This is a genomic window from Mesorhizobium sp. UC74_2, assembly GCF_042701485.1.
In the GTDB taxonomy this organism is placed as follows: Bacteria; Pseudomonadota; Alphaproteobacteria; order Rhizobiales; family Rhizobiaceae; genus Mesorhizobium.
Genome location: NZ_CP170562.1, coordinates 2,291,276 through 2,310,584, shown reverse-complemented (window position 1 = coordinate 2,310,584; position 19,309 = coordinate 2,291,276). Strand labels below are relative to the sequence as shown.

The window sequence follows — 19,309 nt, the reverse complement described above, 5'->3', positions numbered from 1 at the left end:
TCGTCAGAACTTACATCGCATGAACTTCAACCCCACGCCGACGCTGCGTCGTAGGTCTCGAATACGGGAGCTTCGGCCTTCTCATAGACATGCACGGCCAATCCACCCGGCGTTGTCTCGACATTGACCAGCCTGAAGCCCGCGGGCGCCATGCCGTCGGGAAACAGCTTGCGGCCCTGTCCCAGAACAACCGGGGCGACAACCAGCCGGAATTCATCGATCATTCCTGCACCCAGGAGCGAATGGGCGAGACGCCCGCTGCCGTGAATCTGCAGTTCTCGACCCGGTTTCCTCTTCAAGTCAGCGGCCCTGGCCGTAATATCTCCCGACAGGATCGTCGCCGGCCCCCATGACGCCTCCTTTAAAGAGTTCGATGCAACATATTTAGGCAAGCCATTCATTTTGCTGGCGATCGGGTCATTGGGATCATCCATTTTCGGCCAATCCCGCGCGAAATTCTCATAGGTCAGGCGCCCGAACAGGAAGGCATCGGCCCGTCCGACCCAGCCAGCGACGGTCTGCATGAAGCTCTGCTCGAGAAAGGGAACAAACCAGCCGCCGCGTGTGAAGCCGTCGCTTGTGTCTTCATCGGGCGCACCTGGGCCCTGGCAGACGCCGTCGAGCGACAGGAATTCCATCAAGACAAGTTTCATAACGAGACCTTCCAGGTGCTGGCGCATGGGGCGATACGCTTGGTTTTGACAATTAGTTATCCCAATGGCTAACTAATGCAGGAATTCACTTAGCGCAAGAGCTAACTATTAACGCACAAATCGTCCCCCGGTTGATCGCGACGCCACAATGGAAGATAGTCTGAGGGCAAGCAGCGGAGCAGGCCGATGAGCACGCCCACGTCTCGCCAGGTCAAGCAGCGCAGGGCAGTGGCCGAAGCGCTTGGCCGTCACAAGGTTTTTGTCAGTTCGCGGCGGTTCAAGGCCGGCGAGGAACCGACCTATCGTGTCATCGTTGCCAACGAAGCTTATCTGGTCGGGCAGCGAACGCTCGATCAGCTCTACAAAGGCTATCATCCCGCGGAGCTCGGCCTGGAACCCTTGCATGAGGAAATGGGCGAATAAGCTCTTCCATGGCGAATTCACCGAAGCTCCAGTCCTACCGCGCCAAGCGCAATTTCGCCAAGACACCTGAACCCTCCGGCATCCAGGAGCAGCACGAAGGCAACCGCTTCGTCGTGCACAAACATCACGCCACGGCCGACCATTACGACCTGCGCCTCGAAATCGATGGGGTACTGAAAAGCTGGGCGGTACCCCGAGGGCCGTCGCTCAACCCTGCCGACAAGCGGCTCGCCGTCCAGACGGAAGACCATCCCATCGACTATATCGATTTCGAAGGGGTCATTCCGGCAGGCGAATATGGCGGCGGTCCGATGATCGTCTGGGATACCGGCATCTGGGCGCCGATGGATGACATCGACACGTCGCTGGAGAAGGGCGCATTCAAGTTCCGGCTGTTCGGCGAAAAACTGAAGGGCGGCTGGATGCTGGCCCGACTGAAGGCCAAGGAGGACGAGGACAAGGTCAATTGGCTGCTTTTCAAGGAGCGAGACCAGGCCGCCGACAGCAAGATCGACATCCTTGCCAAACGGCCAGAAAGCGCGAAATCGGGGCGCCGCATCGAAGAACTGGTCGAGAAGCCGAAACCGGCTGCGAAGGCGATTGCACCAAAGCCGGCAAAAGTCGCGGGCGCCCTCCGGGGGCCGATGCCGGCTCGCCTCGAGCCGCAACTGGCCACTGCCGTGGGCGCGCCGCCTTCGAGCAAGGAATGGCTGCACGAGATCAAGTTCGACGGTTATCGCACGGCGGCGCATATCGTCGATGGTGCCGTCACCTTCATCACCCGCAGTGGTCTCGACTGGTCAAAGCGGTATGGACGCTTGAAGACGGCTTTCGAGACCCTTGCCTGCAGCAATGCGATCATCGACGGCGAAGTCGTTGTCACCGACGACAAGGGCATCAGCCGTTTCTCGGCGCTACAGGATGCACTGGCGGCAGGCGAGACCCACAAACTCACCTTCTACGCGTTCGACCTGCTTTATCTCGACGGCTGGAACCTGACCGGGGCAGAACTGGCCAAACGCAAGGAATTGCTTGGGCAATTGCTGAGCGGCATCACGGCAAAAAGCGCCTTGCAACTCAGCGATCACGTCACGTCCGATGGCGGGGCCTTGTATGAGCAGGCATCGGAACTCGGCCTGGAAGGCATCGTTTCCAAACAGGCGGCTTCGATATACGTACCCGGCCGTTCCAAGAGCTGGACCAAGGTCAAGGCGCGTGCCGTCGGTGATTTTGTCGTCGCCGGTTACACCGTCTCAGAAGCGGCCGAAGGTCTCGCCGCCCTCGCACTCGCCGAATGGGTCGATGGCGAGTTGGAATACCGCGGCAAATGCGGTTCGGGTTTCGACGCTGAAACGCTGCCGATGCTGCTGGCGAGGCTGCAGGCGTTGCAGGCCGACGCGGTCAGGCTGGAGGGCATGCCGCGCGAGGTCATCCCGGTCCGGCCCGTGCTGACCGCCCATATCCACTACGCCAATCGCACCGACGACAATGCGCTGCGCCATGCCGTGTTCAAGGGGCTGCGCGAGGCTGAACTGTCAGCCCGTGCTGGCGCTCCACGCAAGCGGCTGATTTCCGATACCGACCTCGCCGGGATCTTCGTCACCAATCCGACGCGTCGGATATTCGGCAAAACCGGGCCGACCAAGCTCGACATCGCTGTCTATTATGCCGCGGTAGGCGATTTCATGCTGCCGCATATCCTCGGCAGGCCGGTGTCGCTGGTGCGCTGCCCGACGGTCAAGCCGGAGGACTGCTTTTTTCAGCGCCACGCCTTCACCGGCATGCCGGCGACGATGGTCTCGTTCGAGACGCAGAATTCCGACGGCGAGGCGCGCAGCTACATCGCCGTCGAGGATGCCAAGGCTTATCTCGCGCTGGCGCAGTTCGGCGTCGTCGAGTTCCATACCTGGGGTGCGCACCGCCAGAGCCTCGACAAGCCCGATCGCGCCGTCTTCGACCTCGATCCTGGCGAGGGTATCGGATGGCGCGAGGTGGTGGAGGCCGCCATCCATGTCCGTGGCGAATTGGAGAACCTCGGTCTGGTGCCTTTCGTGAAGACTTCGGGCGGCAAGGGCATCCATGTCGTCGTGCCGGTGAAGAAGAAACTCGGCTGGCGGCAATTCCACCAGGCCTGCAGCGAAATCTCATCCCGCATCGCGGCTACTGCGCCCGAAACCTTCACCACCACGATGGGGGCGGAAAACCGCCGCAGGCGCATTTTCATCGATTTTCACCGCAATGCGCGCAGCCACACGGCGGCCGCGCCGTACACGCTGCGCAGGCGTCCGCACATGCCGGCTTCGACGCCGCTGGAATGGGCCGATCTGGAATCCATCGACGCTGCCGAGGATTTGAACTATTCTTCGCTTCCAGGTCTTTTGGCCGCATCTGGTGATCCCTGGGTGGACATTGGTGATTTCGCCCGGGAATTGCCGGCGCCTGCGAAGGCGAAAAGGTAGCGTTGTGTCGTCGCGTAGGAGGCGGAATTGGCACCCAGGGCAAGTTGGAAGGGCTATCTGAAACTCAGTCTGGTGAGTTGCCCCGTGCGGCTCTATCCGGCAACGAGCACGAAGGAGCGGATCTCCTTCAACCAGTTGCACAAGAAGACGCACAACCGCATCAACATGAAGCCCGTCGACCCCGAGCTCGGTCTGGTCGACCGCGCCGATCTGGTCAAAGGCTACGAATACGAGGACAAGCAATACGTCATCATCGACGATGCTGACCTCGACAGCGTACGCATCGAATCCAACCACACCATGAACATCGAGGCCTTCGTCGACGAAAAGGATGTCGACGTCATCTATCAGGATACACCTTATTATCTGGCGCCCGACGGAGCGATGGCCGAGGAAACTTTCGTGGTTCTGCGCGAAGCCATGCGCAAGTCCGGCAAGCTGGCGGTGGCGCGCCTCGTATTGTCCAGTCGCGAACGTGTCGTCACCATCGGCGCGCGCGAGAAAGGCATGTTTGTCTGCACGTTGCGCAATCCGCATGAAGTGCGCGGCACGGCCGAATATTTCGACAACATCCCGCAGGGCAAACCCGACCGCGAGATGCTGCAGCTTGCCGAGGCCCTGATCCAGCAGAAGCTGACCAAGTTCGACCCGAAGAATTACGAGGACCGCTACGAGGCTGCCTTGATGACCATGATCAAGGAGAAGTTGAAGGGCCACAAGCCGATCGTCGCGGCCGCTCCGGAACGTGGCAACGTCGTCAACCTGATGGATGCGCTGAAAGCCAGTCTCGGTCAGGCCAAGCCGCCGGCCAAAAGCAAGACCAAGGCGCCTGCGGTTGAAGAAAAACCGGCCAAGGTCGCCGCGACTGGCGGCTCCAGGGCAGGCACCAAGAGCAAGAAGTGACCTCGGCAAGAGGCAGGACATTCGGTCTCATCGGCGGGCTGGCGGCGTTTCCGCGTCGCCTGGCGGTGCGTGAGGTCGGTGCGCAGGGTGGTGAATTGCAGCGCGGCGCCTCGCGGCGCACCACCCATGTGATTTTCGGCCGCAAACTGCTCGGCAGAACCGACGCCCCCCGGATCGCGGCGCGTTATCGCGAGGAAATCTCGAAAAACCGCCGCGCTCTGAGCGAGAACGGGTTTCTCAGATTGCTCGGACTTATCGAAGCGCCCGGTGGCGCTACGTTGAGCCGCCAGTCCGTCCTCGAGCAGTCCAGATTGGCCTCGGAGGATTTTGACCTGCTCGCGCTGTTCGATGCCTTCGAACACGATGCTGAACCCTTCTCGTTCCGCGACCTGATCCTGGCCAAGAAATATGCCGGGCTGATCGTGTCGGGCGCCAGTTGGGGCACGATCGCGCGGTCGGTGCGCCGATCCGGTTCGATCGCCTCGCTGACCGCGCTTTCGCTGCACGCCGATCGGGACAATGCCATCTATGCGCGCTCGGACGACGGCGTGAGCGAGCTTGATGGTCAGGCGTTGCTGCCGTTGGGCCGCGCCGAACCGGAGGATCTCGACGAACTGTTTGCGTTGTCCGAGGAAGCGGAAGAGGAGGGGCGGTACGGCGATGCCGCCGATCTCTACAGGCGCTGCATCGCGATTGACCCGAGCGACCCGGTCGTCTTCTTCAATCGCGGCAATTGCCTGCTCGCCGATGGTCGAGCCAAGGAGGCCGAACAATCCTATCTCGAAGTGCTCAAACGCGATCCACGCTTCGTCGAAGCCTGGTTCAACCTGTCCGGCCTGCTCGCCGGTGAAGGCAAGAAGGACACTGCGCGCCGTCATCTGCTCGCCGCGATCGCCATTGACGGTGCCTATGCCGATGCAATCTTCAACCTGGCGAACCTCGACTATGAGGCCGGTGATATGGCCGGCGCGCGCAAGTGGTGGTCTCGCTATCTTGAGCTCGATTCCACATCGCAATGGGCCCGCGCGGCCAGCAATGGCATCCGCCTTGTCGACCTGGCGGAAAGAACAGCGAGTTGAACATGCCCTTCCTCTTTGACGGCCCGGAAGACGCCGGCTGCACCATCCTGCTCGGACATGGAGCCGGGGCGCCGATGGACTCTGCCTCCATGGATGCTGCAGCCAAGGCGCTTGCCGCGGCCGGATTTCGTGTCGCGCGCTTCGAATTCTCCTATATGGCCAGCCGACGCACCGGGGGCAGCCGCAAGCCACCTCCGCGTGCCGAAACGCTCAATCCTGAATATGTCGCCGCCGTCGCGGCATTGGGCGCAAACGGTCGTCTCATCATCGGTGGCAAGTCGATGGGAGGCCGCATTGCCTCGATGGTGGCGGACGAACTGTTCGCATCGGGCAAGATCGCCGGCCTGCTTTGCCTCGGCTATCCGTTCCATCCGCCGGCCAAGCCGCAGCAATTGCGCACCAGGCATCTCGCCGATCTGCAGACTCCCGCGCTGATCGTCCAAGGCACGCGCGACGAGTTCGGCACGCGAGACGAGGTGCCGTCCTATGCGCTCTCCCAGGCGGTCGAGGTCTTCTGGCTGGAAGACGGCGACCATGACCTGAAGCCGCGAAAGAGCGTGTCCGGTTACTCGGCTGCCGATCATCTGAAAAGCATGGCCGACAAGGTCTCGTCCTGGGCGGGCATGCTTCGGCGCTAGGCTGATGAAAATCGCAACGTTCAACGTCAACGGTATCAATGGCAGGCTTCCCGTCCTGCTCGGTTGGCTGGCCGATGCCGCGCCCGATGTCGTCTGCCTGCAGGAGTTGAAGGCGCCGAGCGACAGGTTTCCAGCAAAGGCGTTGCGCGAGGCTGGTTATGGCGCCATCTGGCACGGGCAGAAAAGCTGGAATGGCGTCGCAATCCTGGCGCGTGGCGTCGATCCGATCGAAACGCAGCGCGGCTTGCCCGGCGATGAGGAGGACACCCAGAGCCGCTACATCGAAGCTGCAGTCGGCGGCGTCCTGATCGGATGCCTCTATGCGCCGAACGGCAACCCGGCTCCGGGGCCGAAATTCGAGTACAAGCTGCGATGGTTCGAGCGCTTGAAGAAACATGCCGCGGAGCGGCTCGCGCACGACATCCCCGTCATTCTCGCCGGCGACTACAATGTCATTCCGAGCGAACTCGACGTCTACAAGCCCGAACGCTGGCAGGACGATGCCTTGTTCCGACCTGAAGTGCGCCAGGCGTTGCGGCAACTCATCGACCAGGGCTGGATCGACGCCATCCGCACGCTGCATCCCGGCGAGCGCGTTTACACGTTCTGGGACTACCTGCGCAACGCCTGGGGTCGCAACGCCGGCCTCAGGCTGGATCATCTGCTGCTCAGCCCGACAATCGCCGACCTACTTACCGCTGCCGGCGTCGACCGTGAGGTGCGCGGCTGGGAAAAGGCGAGCGATCATGCGCCAGTGTGGATCGAGATCACGGTCCGATAGTGAAAACACATTCGCCGGGCTTGCCATGGAACACGAGTTCAATGGGGCGGCCGGCGCGCGCCAGAGGGACCGGGGAAAGCGCCGGCCTAAGCGCCGGAAGTGGGGGCACTCCGGCACCTGGAACAGTATAACACTTCGGGTCTCTCCATACATCACTGGTTTGGTGGGAGCGGATCATGAAGACGAACTGGCTGCCCGATGGTCGACGTCAATGCCGTCGAATGACGAAATCTGTCGACCGGGAATGGGAAGTGAACACGAACCCCGTGGCAGTGCCTATGCGTCACCTGCCAGCAGGGTAGACAAGTCGAAAATTCCGATAACATATTGACGCAGGCGAAGGGGCTTAGCAGGCGCGCAAGCAATGCCTGTTGGTGGTTGGAAGTAGCAAACCGGTGCAGCCGTGTCTTCCACGGCTGCAGGAGAGGAACCCCAACGATGCCGAACCCAAGCCAGAATAGCGACCAGTGGTGGGTCAACGACCAGACGCCGGACAATCCATACGGCAAAAGCACGGATTACGAAGCCTATCTCGATTATCTCGGAGACCTGGACCGCAGCCTGACGCCAGCGATCGCGGCGGGAACGCTGAGGATCAATGTCTATGAACTCAACGACCATCCCGAATACAAGGCCGCCGCGATCGGCGCCTTGCAGATGTGGTCGCTTGTCACCCCTTTGAAATTCGAAATCGTCGACGACGCGCCCTACAACAGCGCGACGGACTGGATGCAGGTCGTCAGCCCGGAAGTAGGCGAAGAAGACGATGGCAGCGCCTATTCGAACGATCGCTATGTCAGCATCGGCCAGCGTTTCCACGACACCGAGCCGAACAAGACAGACATCGGCGGCTATGTGTTCGATTCCTTCATCCATGAGTTCGGCCATGAGTTCGGACTGAACCACCCCGGCCTCTACAATTACAGCGGTCCCGGTGGCGTCCAGATCAACTATCTGAACAATGCGACCTGGACCTACGATCGCCAGCAATACAGCGTCATGTCCTATTTCGATGGCATCGATGTCGGCGAGACCACCCGCTGGTCGGCGTCAACGCCGCTCATGGCCGACATAGAGGCCGTGATCCGTCGCTTTTTCTCGACGGTCGACGCGAGTGGCGAGCGCACCTATCAGGAAATCGACCTCAACACAGGCGACAACGTCTACGGCTTCGGTGCTACCCAGGATGGGTACAGGCTCAGCGCTTCGGGCATGCAGCACGACATCGGCTTTGTCATCCACGATACCGGCGGAACCGACACACTCGACTTCTCCGGTTCGACGGCGGGTACCATCCTTGACCTGCGCGCCGGCCAGTTCTCCAGCGTCAACGGCCACAGCAACAACGTGTCGATCTTTGCCGGGCACAACGCCGACACGACCGACTACTATATCGAAAACGGTATCGGCAGCAGCTTCAACGACATCCTGATCGGCAATGACGGCAACAACGTTCTTGATGGCCGCGGCGGTGCCGATCGCATGGCCGGCAATGGCGGTCATGACATCTATTTCGTCGACTCCCTGGACGACATCGTCCGCGAGGAAGCGAATGGCGGCAACGATACGGTTGTCCTGATGTCCAGGAACCTGAAGATCCGCAAAATCGCCAACGTCGAACACATCATCTACGCCGACGAGTCGACACTTCAGCCAGGAGGCGGTGGCACCGATACCCCGCCGATCATCGGCGACAACACGATGACCAGCATCATTTTCGGCACCAAGGGGAATGACACACTCGACGGTGGCGGCGGCAACGACACCATCTTCGGTCAGGATGGTGACGACCTCATCATCGGCGGACGCGACTCGCTCGCCAGCCGCGACATCAACAACACCATCGACATCGCCGATCTCGAAGACCAGACCGAAAGCGATGATGGCAACGATACGCTTTATGGCGGTCGCGGCAACGACACCATTCTCGGTGGCGCGGGCAACGATATCCTCGATGGCGGCGATGGCGACGATACACTGAGCGGCCAGGACGGTATCGATATCTTCAGGGGCGGCGCCGGCGTCGACACGGTCGACTACAGCAAGGAAAGCCCGTTCCAGCTGCTCGTCAACCTGGAGACGAATGTCGCCAGCGGCGGCACCGCTTCAGGCGACACCTTCTACAGCATCGAGAACCTGATCGGTTCGGACGACCGTATCGACCGCTTCATCGGCAACGCTGATGCAAACCATTTCTGGGGCCAGGGCGGTGGCGACTACTTCAACGGCCGTGACGGCGACGACATCCTGGATGGCGGCAACGATGGCGACATCCTGTATGGCGAAGGCGGCAACGACACCATCATCGGCGGCGCCGGACAGGACTATCTGGACGGCGGCGACGGTGTCGATACCGTGGTCTATTCCGGCAGTTCCGACGGCGTGACGATCGACCTCGCCAACGGCACCGCCAGCGGTGGCGATGCGGACGGTCCGGTACAGATCGTCGGGCGCGGCACCGTTATCCGGCATGATATACTGGTCGGCTTCGAGAACGCCGTTGGTTCGTTCTACGACGATCATCTCATCGGCAACGCCCAGGCCAACGTACTCTCCGGCGGTGCGGGCGATGACATCCTGACCGGCGGCGGCGGCGCCGACACGTTGAATGGCGGCGCGGGAAGCGACACGGCGGACTATGCCGACGCGACCAGCGGCGTCAGGCTCCAGCTGGGTGCCGGCAAGTCCGGTGGAGATACCTACATCTCCATCGAAAATCTCGCCGGCTCGGGCTTCAACGATCAGTTGACCGGCGACGGCGGGGCCAATGTCCTGACCGGGCAGGGCGGCAACGACACCATCAATGGCGGCGGCGGCGATGACATCCTGCTTGGCGATTTCGCCTATCAGGGTGACATACCGCCGCGTCCGGGCATGGGCACCGGCTATGCGACGCTGGGGCCGGATGCGACGAACAATTCGATCGCAACAGCCTTTGACATCTCTAACAACTTCTCGCTCGCGGCCGACCCCGATATCTTCGATTCGACGACCACGCTTCACACGACCGTCAATGCCACCGGAAACGGCAAGGGCGGATATTATGGCATTACCCTGGCGGCCGGCACGGTCATCTCGATCGATATCGACGGGATTGCCGATCCCAACGTGCATGACAGCTGGGTCAGGTTGCTGGACAGCAACGGCAATATCGTTGCCCAGAACGATGACGGTGGCGGCGACCCCGGTTCGACCACCAGCCGGGATTCGAGCACGGTCTTCGTCGTCAAGGAAACCGGAACCTACTATATCCAGGAAGGTATGTGGTCGCCCGACGTGCCTGGCGATGGCTGGGCGGATGCCGTTCCGGAAGGCTCGACATACAAGGTGAACGTGTCGGTCGAATTCCCGCCGGCACCGGCTCAGCCGGGCGTTGCAGGCGCCGACAAGCTCAACGGCGGCAGCGGCAGCGACCTTCTGGATGGTGGTCTGGGCGCCGACACGTTGACGGGCGGCGCGGGCGAGGATTCCTTCCGCTTCTCGACGGCGCTTGGAAACGGCAATGTCGACTTGATCAAGGACTTCAACGTCGCCGACGATACCATCCTGCTGGACAACCTCATCTTCACCAACCTGGGCAATGACGGCGCTCTTGCCCTGGGCGCCTTCTTCAAAAGTGCATCGGGTGTCGCCCATGATGCCGACGACCGCATCATCTACGACACCGACAGTGGAGTGTTGTCCTACGATGCCGATGGTTCCGGACAGGGAGCCGCTGTTCAGTTCGCGCAGCTGAGCGCGCACCTGAACCTGTCGGCAGCGGACTTCATGGTCACCTAGCGTGTTACGAAGGGGCGCTTTCGAGCGCCCCTTCCGACCGGCAGCGTCGGCCATCCCGTGCATTGGGGGGCCGTAATGATCGAAGGGGGAGTTTGTGATGAAGCGTCCGACCACGCGCCGCACGGTGCTTATGGCAGCGGGAGCCGCCGGAGCCGCGGCTGTCGTTGCCGCAACGGGCACGGCCTCCGCTCAATCGGCGGATATTCGTGGCGAAGTCACGTTCAAGGGCGACGTGGCCATCCCGGAAGGTCATCTCGAGATTTATCTTGAGGATCCGGCCGTCAAGGACAAGGCGCAGCGTCGCGCCGCGAAAACCCGCCTCAAAAGCGACGGCGGCTCACGGACGATAGGGTTCTCCTTGCCCTTGGCCAAAAGCCCGACCGTGTCGCCGACGTTGCAGATCGTTGCGCGCCTCGAGCGCGCAGATGGCTGGCTGGTCGCCCGCGGCAGCGCGAAGGTCGAAGCGGGCGCACCCGTCCATGTCACACTCAACACAGTCATGTATTGAAGGATCCCGAATGGCTGGGGGTATGATCTTCTTGGGCATCGAGATGCCTCTTCCCGATTGCGAACCTGCATGAGGCAGACATCGTCGCCGCAGCTTACGCTGCTGGGAGTTCTCTCGTCATTTCGACGGGCTTTTTCCGGCATTGTCCTGATGAGCGGGGTCGTGAACATATTGGCACTGACCGGCTCGTTCTTCATGCTGCAGGTCTATGACAGGGTCGTTCCGGGCCGGAGCGTGCCGACTCTGGTCGGTCTGGCGGTGCTTGCCGCCACACTGTTCGTCTTTCAGGGCGTGCTGGAACTGATCCGCTCGCGCCTGATGGTGCGGCTCGGGCAGGGGCTGGACGCGGAACTGAGCCCGTCAGTCTATTCGGCGCTGATGCGCCTGCCGCTGCGCGCCAAGCTCCCCGGCGACGGGCTGCAGCCTCTGCGGGATCTGGACCAGGTCCGCTCCTTCGTCGGCAGCGCGGGTCCGACCGCCCTGTTCGACCTGCCTTGGGTGCCGCTCTACATCGGCATCTGTTTCATTTTTCATTTCTGGATCGGCGTGACTGCGCTGGCGGGTGCGATTGTCCTTTTCGGTCTGACGCTCCTGGCCGAATTCCGGACCCGCGGCCCGACAAAGATCGCCGGACAGCACGCCACCACCCGCAGCGCACTGGCGGAAGCGACACGGCGCAACGCCGAAGCCATGCAGGCCATGGGTTTCGGCGCACGCATCGCCGAGCGGTGGCACGCCGTCAACGCCAGTTATCTGAACGCCCATGCGGCCGCCAGCGATGTCGCCGGCACGCTGGGGACGATTTCCAAGATATTGCGTCTGATGCTGCAGTCCGGAATTCTGGCGATCGGCGCTTATCTGGTCATCAAGCAGGAAGCGACCGGCGGCATCATGATTGCAAGCTCGATCATGATGGGCAGGGCACTGGCGCCGATCGAACTGGCGATCGCACACTGGAAGGGTTTCGTGGCGGCACGGCAGGGCTGGGCGCGCCTGAAGCAGCTGTTGTCAGCATTGCCGGAGGCTGCCACCAGCGTGACCTTGCCGGCACCCGTCAGCACGCTGCAGGTCGAGACCATCAGCGTCGCGCCGCCGGGCGATCAGAAGCCGGTGGTATGGGACGCGAATTTCACGCTGTCCAAGGGATCGGGCCTCGGCGTCATCGGTCCGAGCGCTTCCGGCAAGTCGTCGCTGGCGCGCGCGCTTGCGGGCGTCTGGCTGCCAGTGCGGGGCGCCGTGCGGCTGGACGGCGCGACGCTTGACCAATGGCCGCCCGAAGAGCTGGGCAGACATATCGGCTATCTGCCGCAGGATGTGCAGCTGTTCGAGGGGACGATTGCGCAGAACATTGCCCGCTTCGATCCGGAAGCGTCGTCGGAAGCAGTGCTGGCCGCGGCAAGGGCCGCTGGCGTGCACGATCTCGTCGTGCACCTGGCTGATGGTTACGACACGAGCGTAGGAGAGGCTGGAGCCTCGCTGTCGGCGGGACAACGGCAGCGCATAGCCCTTGCGCGAGCCCTCTACGGTGATCCGTTCCTGGTCATACTGGACGAGCCGAATTCCAATCTCGATGCGGAGGGCGAAGTGGCCCTGTCCGCCGCCATTCAAGGTATCCGTGACCGCGGTGGCATTGTCGTCGTCATCGCGCATCGATCCAGTGCCCTGGCCAGTGTCGATACCGTGCTGGTGATGGCCAATGGACGCGTGCAGGCTTTCGGGCCCAAGGACGAGGTCCTGAGCAAGGTCTTCCGCCCGGCAGCGTCGCTCAAGGTCGTCGCCGCCGCCGAGAGAGGGGTTCCTGCGTGACCAAGACGACATCAGCGCAACGGCAGGTCCAACGCTATCTCGTGGCGGGACTTGCGACCTGTCTTCTGCTCATCGGCGGCGTCGGTGGCCTGGCGGCGGTGACCAAAATGTCCGGCGCGGTGATCGCCTCCGGCCGGCTCGTGGTCGATTCCAACGTGAAGAAGGTCCAGCATCCAACCGGCGGTGTGGTTGGCGAAATCCGCGTCCGCGACGGCGACCTGGTCAAGGCCGGTGATGTCCTGGTGCGCCTCGATGAGACGACAACGCGCGCCAGTCTGGCAATCGTCTCGAAAGGACTGGACGAATTCTATGCGCGGCTTTCCCGGCTGGAAGCGGAGCGCGATGGTAAGAACGCGGTCAGCTTTCCGGAGGTCCTGACATCGCGGCAAGGCGAGGTCGCTGTCGCCGCGTCGATGGCCGGAGAGCAGTCGCTGTTTGATTTTCGCTATCAGGCGCGGGCCGGCCAGCGTTCGCAATTGCGCGAACGAATCGCCCAGCTGACGGAAGAGACCGCCGGACTGACCGAACAGCGGCAGGCGAAACGCCGAGAGATCGAACTGATCCAGGTCGAGCTGGAAGGCGTGCGCGACCTGTGGAACCGCAAGCTGGTATCGATCAACCGCATGACAGCGCTGGAGCGGGACGCCGTCCGGCTTGAGGGCGAGCATGGCCAGTTGACCGCCGGAATAGCCCAGGTGAAAGGCAAGGCGGCGGAGATCGAATTGCAGATCATCCAGATCGACCAGGACCTCCGCAGCGAAGTCGCGACCGAACTGCGCGAAGTACAGGGACGAATCGCCGAATTCGTCGAACGCAAGGTGGCGGCCGAGGACCAGCTGAAGCGTATCGATCTGCGCAGTCCGCAGGATGGTGTGGTGCTGCAACTGGCCGTACACACGGTCGGCGGGGTCATCACGCCCGGCGAACAGGTGATGCAGATCGTGCCGGTAACGGACGAACTGACCGTTGAAGCACACATCGCGCCGCAGGATATCGACCAGGTGGCAACCGGCCAGAATGCGATTCTGCGCCTGTCAGCCTTCAACCAGCAAACCACGCCGGAACTGACCGGCACGCTGTCACGCGTCTCAGCCGACCTGACGACCGATGAACGCACCGGGATGTCGTACTATGTCGCGCGCGTAAAGCTGCCCAAAGTGGAGGTGGCCAAGCTGCATGGCCTGGCGCTGACCCCTGGCATGCCGGCCGAAGTCTTCTTTCCGACTGGTGATCGGACCATGCTTTCCTATCTGGTGAAGCCGCTGTCGGATCAGATCCAGAAGGCTTTCCGGGAAGAGTGAAGCCGCATCACGAATCGGGAGTGCGGTGGCCAAACACGCTCGCAAGCAGAAGTCCGCGGTTTGCCCATCTTGGGTATGACACCCGACAAATTCCGCTGCCAATCCGGTATGCAAGGAAGTCATTCGGCCCTGATAGAGCCACCATGACTGTGGATCGACAAACCTTGTCGGCGATTGAAGAGTGCCCAAGCAGGATCACCCTCTGAAGTGTTGAAAGAGAGAATGTGCAGGCCTGACGAAAGCGAAACACACACTTCCGGCAGCCTGCCGAAAGCGGACACAGCGATCACGTTACAACCGATCAAACGCCTGAACGCAGGAGACCACAGATGTTCGTCGCTCCAGCTACCGCAAACGATCGTTTGCTCGTCTTCTATGCGCCAACTCCACTCGATCATTAGGCTGAATTGCCCCAGAGGCTCGCCTGGGCTTCCGTCACGTCGTGTCCTTGGCGATAGGGTGCCAAATTCAACGAATATCGCCGAGCCATAACCTCTCCAGACATGCGAGATGGCGACGCCGTCCATGGACTTCCGAAAGGGTTCGATTAGGTCTTCCATGTTTTGTCGTATCCTGGATTTCTCAGCAATGTGGCTATCCCTCAGGCCCTCGTCACAACGATGGCAGATTTACTAACGAGTCGGAGCACCCGAGCGCCCGGCGGGCGAGAATGAAGGTAGACCAGCCAGGGCACGTTATGAAATCGCCGAGCGGACCTGTGCAGTCGCATGTCTTGAAGCGGGATAGCATCCGCCGCTACATGGCGGCATGAGCAACCTCAGTACACTGGTCGCGACCGTCACGGCCCGGCAGGAGATCAAAAAGAGCCGTTTCATCGCGATCGCCGGCCCCGTGTCGGATGAGGCAACGGCAAAGGAATTCATCGCGGCGCATTCAGACCAGACTGCGAACCACAATTGCTGGGCTTGGCGGATCGGACAAGCCTATCGGTTCAGCGATGACGGGGAACCCAGCGGAACGGCTGGCAAGCCGATGTTGCAGGTGATCGACGGGCAATCGCTGGACCGCGTCGCTGTCGTTGTCACGCGTTGGTTCGGTGGCGTCCTGCTGGGTAGCGGCGGCCTGATCAGGGCGTATGGCGGCACCGCGGCCACGTGCCTGCGGAAGGCCGAAAAGATGCCGCTTGTCGATACGGTGGCGGCGACGATCAACTGCGGGTTCAGCGATCTGGCTCTCTTGCAGGCGCGGCTGGAGGCGTTTCCAGGCGCGCAGATTGGCAGCCAGGCATTCACCGATACAGGGGCAGAATTCTCAGTTTCGATTCCGAAGGATGAGGCAGACAATTTGGCACGCATGGTAGGCGATCTGACCAGCGGGCGGGCTGTCGTTGAATTCGATGGAAAGCGGGCGCACACACCGTGACCCCCACACCGATCAGGAATGAAAAACAAATTCCCGGCCTTGCGTCCGACTGTCGCGAAATGTTCCGGCAATAGAGTGGAGGAATGGCTGGGGAACCTGGATTCGAACCAGGACTAACGGAGTCAGAGTCCGTGGGTCTACCGTTAACCTATTCCCCAAAAAGCATTCTGTTCAATGCCTTGGTGAAGCGAGCTGAAGTGCTTTTTGGCTTTTGGCCGGCGGCTCGGTATGCCGCGCGCTCGTTTCTGCGCTGCCTTGTAGCCATGCTTGGCAAATAGTCAAGCCTCGACTGCGCTTCAATTGGCACGGCGGCCGAACTGTGAACGCTCGAACAACAGCACGACAATCAGGGCCAGCACGAGCGGGATGATGAGGTAGAACATGCGGAACACCAGCAGCGCCGCGATGACACCGGCCTGATCCATCTGGGGCAGGCCGGCCAGGAACACGACCTCGAACACACCGAGGCCGCCTGGCGCATGCGAAATCTGCGCTGCCGAGAAGGCGACCAGGAAGATAGCGAAGACAACGAGATAGCCGGGATTGTTTTCGACGGGCAGCGCGAAATAGAGGATCGCGCCGGCCGCCAGGATTTCCAGCGGACCGATCACCAGCTGACGCGCGACGATCGGCAGCCTGGGATAGTGGATCTGCACCGAACCGATCTTCAGCGGCTTCAAGTGCAGCCAGCTGCCGAAGACATAGGCAACCACCACGAGAATCATCGCGATGCCGGCGCCGGCCGACAGCCCGCCATAACCGACTTCCTTGAAAGCGCTGACATCGGCGAATCGCTCGAACAGGTCGGGTATGAGGATCAGCACGATGCCGCCGAGCAGGATCGACGACAGCACGAAGGTGATCCAGCAGACCGCGACCAGGACGCCGACTTCCTGGCCGGACAGGCCGCGCGTGGCGTAGGCGCGGTAGCGGATCACCGCTCCGGAGAACACCGAGCCGCCGATGTTGTGCGACAGCGCGTAGGTGGTGAAGGAGCAGAGCGTCACGAACAGCCAGGACACCCGTTTCTCGAGATGAGTCAGGGCGATATGGTCGTATCCGGCAAGGGCTGCGTAAGCGATGATCGAACTCAGTGCGGCCAGCAGCCAATGCGTCCAGCGTATCGCCGCGAGACTGGCCCAGACATCGTCCAGGGAAATGCCGCGCAGTTCGTTGAACAGAACCCACACTGAAAAGGCGACAGCCGCCAGGCCGATGACCGGCCAGATAAAACGCTTGAAATTCATGCCGTCACGGCCATCAGCAACCCCAACCCATCACAATTAGATGCCCCGCACGGGCTTCATCAGTGGTAACCGCACCGAGAAACCCGCCGAACCAGAAATGCCCGATCGAAGCCGGCTATTCAACACTTGTGGCGCGTTTACGGCGATATGTGTGACGCCGCTACGGTAATCGACAATTTTCGGGCGGGACTTGGTGATTGGGCGCGGCGCTGTTACTCTGGCGCCAACTTACGAAATGTGCGTGCCAGCAGCGTCCGGGGATACCCGGTTCGCGCGGCACTGGAAGGATAAGCAGTGAAAGACCGCGACGCCGGCGCTGGAGCGCCGGAGGGCGGCATGTCGGAGGGGATTTCGGCATCGCCCGATCCTGGATCCCGGGCCGCAGGCCGAGAGGGACAGAGCAACAGTGGCACGCGATGGGATTCGCACGCCTCTGCTCCGCAGGCAGCCAAGGGACGTAAACGACGCAAGCGGCGGCGCGGGCGCAAGGTTTTCGCGCCAGCGGACGGCGCAACGCCTGCTACGGCCACAGCCGGGACACAGGCGAGAGCAGGGCAGCCTCCTGTCGCTGCCAAGCTTCAACCCGCAGCGTCAGCCCCGGAGGAAAGTCCTCGTTCCGCCTGGAACGGCGAATTGCCGGTCTTTGCCGCGCTCGATCTCGGCACGAACAATTGCCGCCTGCTGGTGGCGGTGCCGGGACGCCACGGCCAGTTCCGGGTGATCGATGCCTTTTCGCGCATCGTACGTCTCGGCGAGGGGCTTTCGGCGAGCGGCCGGCTGGGCGACGCTGCCATGGGCCGCGCCATCGAGGCGTTGAAGGTCTGCGCCGACAAATTGCGCATACGCAAGGTCGCCCGCGCCCGGCTGATCGCTACGGAGGCTTGCCGGTCGGCAGCCAATGGCGAGGAATTCCTGGAACGGGTCGAGCGCGAAGCTGGGCTCAAGCTTGAAATCATCGATCGCGAAACCGAAGCACGGCTTGCCGTTTCGGGCTGTGGTTCGCTGATCGAACGCGAAACCAAGGGTGTGGTGCTGTTCGACATCGGCGGCGGTTCGTCCGAGATCGCCCTGATCGATCTCAGCAATCGCCGGTCGCAACGCCTGGCGAATCATATCGTCTCCTGGACCTCGCTGCCGGTCGGCGTCGTGTCGCTGGCTGAACGTTTCGGCGGCCGCACGGTGACCCGGGAAAGCTTCGCGGCGATGGTCGACGATGTCGCGGGGCGCCTTGCCGCATTCGAAGGACGCCATCGGCTCAGCCACCTCGTGGCAGGCCCGCACTTCCACCTGCTCGGCACCTCCGGCACGGTGACGACGCTCGCCGGTGTCCATCTCGACCTCGAGCGCTACGACCGCCGCCGCGTCGACGGCCTGTGGATGGGGCGGGAGAATGTTGACCGCATGGTGGAAAAGCTGCTGGGCTGGGATTTCCAGCAGCGCGTCGCCAATCCTTGCATCGGCGCCGACCGTGCCGACCTGGTTCTTGCCGGTTGCGCGATCCTCGAGGCGATCCGGGCAGTGTGGCCGTCGGAGCGCCTGCGTGTCGCCGACCGTGGCTTGCGCGAAGGGATATTGAGTGAATTGATGGCCGATGACCGCGCCACGCGTGGTTCCTGGCGGACAGAGGGCCGGCAATGACCAACAAGAAAGATGGTGCGGGCAGCACGACACGTGTCCTGCGCACCAAGGTCAAGAAGAAGCGTGGTCTGAAGGAATCGTCCCGGCGCTGGCTGGAGCGGCATCTCAACGATCCTTACGTCCAGCGTTCCAAGGCGGATGGCTATCGTTCGCGTGCTGCCTACAAGCTGATCGAAATCGATGACAAGCACCGCCTGCTGAAGCCGGGCCAGAAGGTGATCGACCTGGGTGCTGCGCCCGGCGGCTGGTGCCAGGTGGCGGCGGCGCGCACCAAATCGACGGCAGAGGCGCCGCATGTCGTCGGCATCGACTATCTGGAGATGGATGCCGTTCCCGGCGCCGCCATCGTGCAGATGGATTTCCTCGACGACGCGGCGCCGACACGGCTGATCGAGGCCCTGGGCGGCGAACCGGACATCGTTCTTTCGGACATGGCGGCGCCGACCACCGGACATCGTCGCACCGACCATCTCCGCACCATGCATCTGTGCGAGGTGGCGGCCGATTTCGCCATGTCGGTGCTGAAGCCCGGCGGGCACTTCCTGACCAAGACCTTCCAGGGCGGCACCGAAAACGAACTGCTCGACATGCTGAAACGCTCGTTTCGCTCTGTCCATCACGTCAAGCCGCCGGCTTCACGCGACGAATCGGTCGAGCTCTATCTGCTGGCCAAGGACTTCAAGGGCCGGGCGCCGACCGAAGAGTAGGCA

General features: G+C 62.1%; 15 protein-coding genes and 1 tRNA gene. 13 read left to right on the top strand and 3 right to left on the bottom strand.

Annotated elements, in window-relative coordinates:
• Positions 1-26: 26 nt before the first annotated feature.
• A complete protein-coding gene (locus ACFJIU_RS11190; protein ID WP_379071210.1) occupies positions 27-653 on the bottom strand; it encodes a dihydrofolate reductase family protein in 627 nt (208 codons plus the stop codon).
• Positions 654-839: 186 nt separating this feature from the next.
• Between ACFJIU_RS11190 and ACFJIU_RS11185 the strand changes: the two genes are divergently transcribed.
• From ACFJIU_RS11185 to ACFJIU_RS11135, 11 genes are all read left to right on the top strand, one after another.
• Positions 840-1,076 carry a hypothetical protein gene (locus ACFJIU_RS11185; protein ID WP_379071207.1) on the top strand — a complete coding sequence of 79 codons (237 nt, stop codon included), beginning with the start codon at positions 840-842 and terminating at the stop codon, positions 1,074-1,076.
• An 8-nt stretch (positions 1,077-1,084) separates the two neighbouring features.
• Entirely contained in the window at positions 1,085-3,535 is a 2,451-nt protein-coding gene (gene ligD, locus ACFJIU_RS11180) for a DNA ligase D (RefSeq protein ID WP_379071205.1), read from the top strand.
• Between the two features lie 27 nt (positions 3,536-3,562).
• Positions 3,563-4,438 (top strand): Ku protein, encoded by an 876-nt coding sequence (locus ACFJIU_RS11175; protein WP_379071202.1) that lies wholly within the window; start codon positions 3,563-3,565, stop codon positions 4,436-4,438.
• Positions 4,435-5,517 carry a tetratricopeptide repeat protein gene (locus ACFJIU_RS11170; RefSeq protein ID WP_379071199.1) on the top strand — a complete coding sequence of 361 codons (1,083 nt, stop codon included), beginning with the start codon at positions 4,435-4,437 and terminating at the stop codon, positions 5,515-5,517. Before ACFJIU_RS11175 ends, ACFJIU_RS11170 begins: the two co-directional genes overlap by 4 nt.
• 2 nt (positions 5,518-5,519) lie before the next feature.
• Positions 5,520-6,155, top strand: a complete 636-nt coding sequence (locus tag ACFJIU_RS11165) for an alpha/beta family hydrolase (protein WP_379071196.1) — start codon at positions 5,520-5,522, stop codon at positions 6,153-6,155.
• Positions 6,156-6,159: 4 nt separating this feature from the next.
• On the top strand, positions 6,160-6,936 hold the full coding sequence (gene xth / locus ACFJIU_RS11160) for an exodeoxyribonuclease III (RefSeq protein ID WP_379071193.1): 777 nt from the start codon (positions 6,160-6,162) through the stop codon (positions 6,934-6,936).
• Between the two features lie 438 nt (positions 6,937-7,374).
• Positions 7,375-10,716, top strand: a complete 3,342-nt coding sequence (locus ACFJIU_RS11155; protein ID WP_379071190.1) for a M10 family metallopeptidase C-terminal domain-containing protein — start codon at positions 7,375-7,377, stop codon at positions 10,714-10,716.
• Positions 10,717-10,813: 97 nt separating this feature from the next.
• Positions 10,814-11,224 carry a hypothetical protein gene (locus ACFJIU_RS11150; RefSeq protein WP_379071188.1) on the top strand — a complete coding sequence of 137 codons (411 nt, stop codon included), beginning with the start codon at positions 10,814-10,816 and terminating at the stop codon, positions 11,222-11,224.
• Between the two features lie 69 nt (positions 11,225-11,293).
• Positions 11,294-13,030 (top strand): type I secretion system permease/ATPase, encoded by a 1,737-nt coding sequence (locus tag ACFJIU_RS11145; protein WP_379071185.1) that lies wholly within the window; start codon positions 11,294-11,296, stop codon positions 13,028-13,030.
• A complete protein-coding gene (locus tag ACFJIU_RS11140) occupies positions 13,027-14,331 on the top strand; it encodes an HlyD family type I secretion periplasmic adaptor subunit (protein WP_379071183.1) in 1,305 nt (434 codons plus the stop codon). The genes ACFJIU_RS11145 and ACFJIU_RS11140 overlap by 4 nt, the downstream gene beginning before the upstream one ends.
• Positions 14,332-15,099: 768 nt before the next feature.
• Positions 15,100-15,714 (top strand): IMPACT family protein, encoded by a 615-nt coding sequence (locus tag ACFJIU_RS11135; protein ID WP_379071180.1) that lies wholly within the window; start codon positions 15,100-15,102, stop codon positions 15,712-15,714.
• An 84-nt stretch (positions 15,715-15,798) separates the two neighbouring features.
• Here ACFJIU_RS11135 and ACFJIU_RS11130 read toward each other — a convergent pair.
• Positions 15,799-15,872 (bottom strand) — tRNA-Gln (locus ACFJIU_RS11130).
• A 138-nt stretch (positions 15,873-16,010) separates the two neighbouring features.
• Positions 16,011-16,961: a lysylphosphatidylglycerol synthase domain-containing protein gene (locus ACFJIU_RS11125; protein ID WP_379071177.1), complete on the bottom strand. Its 951-nt coding sequence runs from the start codon at positions 16,959-16,961 to the stop codon at positions 16,011-16,013.
• 336 nt (positions 16,962-17,297) lie between these two features.
• Here ACFJIU_RS11125 and ACFJIU_RS11120 point away from each other — a divergent pair, with 336 nt between their 5' ends.
• Both ACFJIU_RS11120 and ACFJIU_RS11115 read left to right on the top strand, forming a co-directional pair.
• On the top strand, positions 17,298-18,599 hold the full coding sequence (locus ACFJIU_RS11120; protein WP_379073047.1) for a Ppx/GppA phosphatase family protein: 1,302 nt from the start codon (positions 17,298-17,300) through the stop codon (positions 18,597-18,599).
• Positions 18,596-19,306 carry an RlmE family RNA methyltransferase gene (locus ACFJIU_RS11115; RefSeq protein WP_129415311.1) on the top strand — a complete coding sequence of 237 codons (711 nt, stop codon included), beginning with the start codon at positions 18,596-18,598 and terminating at the stop codon, positions 19,304-19,306. The genes ACFJIU_RS11120 and ACFJIU_RS11115 overlap by 4 nt, the downstream gene beginning before the upstream one ends.
• The last annotated feature ends 3 nt before the right edge of the window (positions 19,307-19,309 follow it).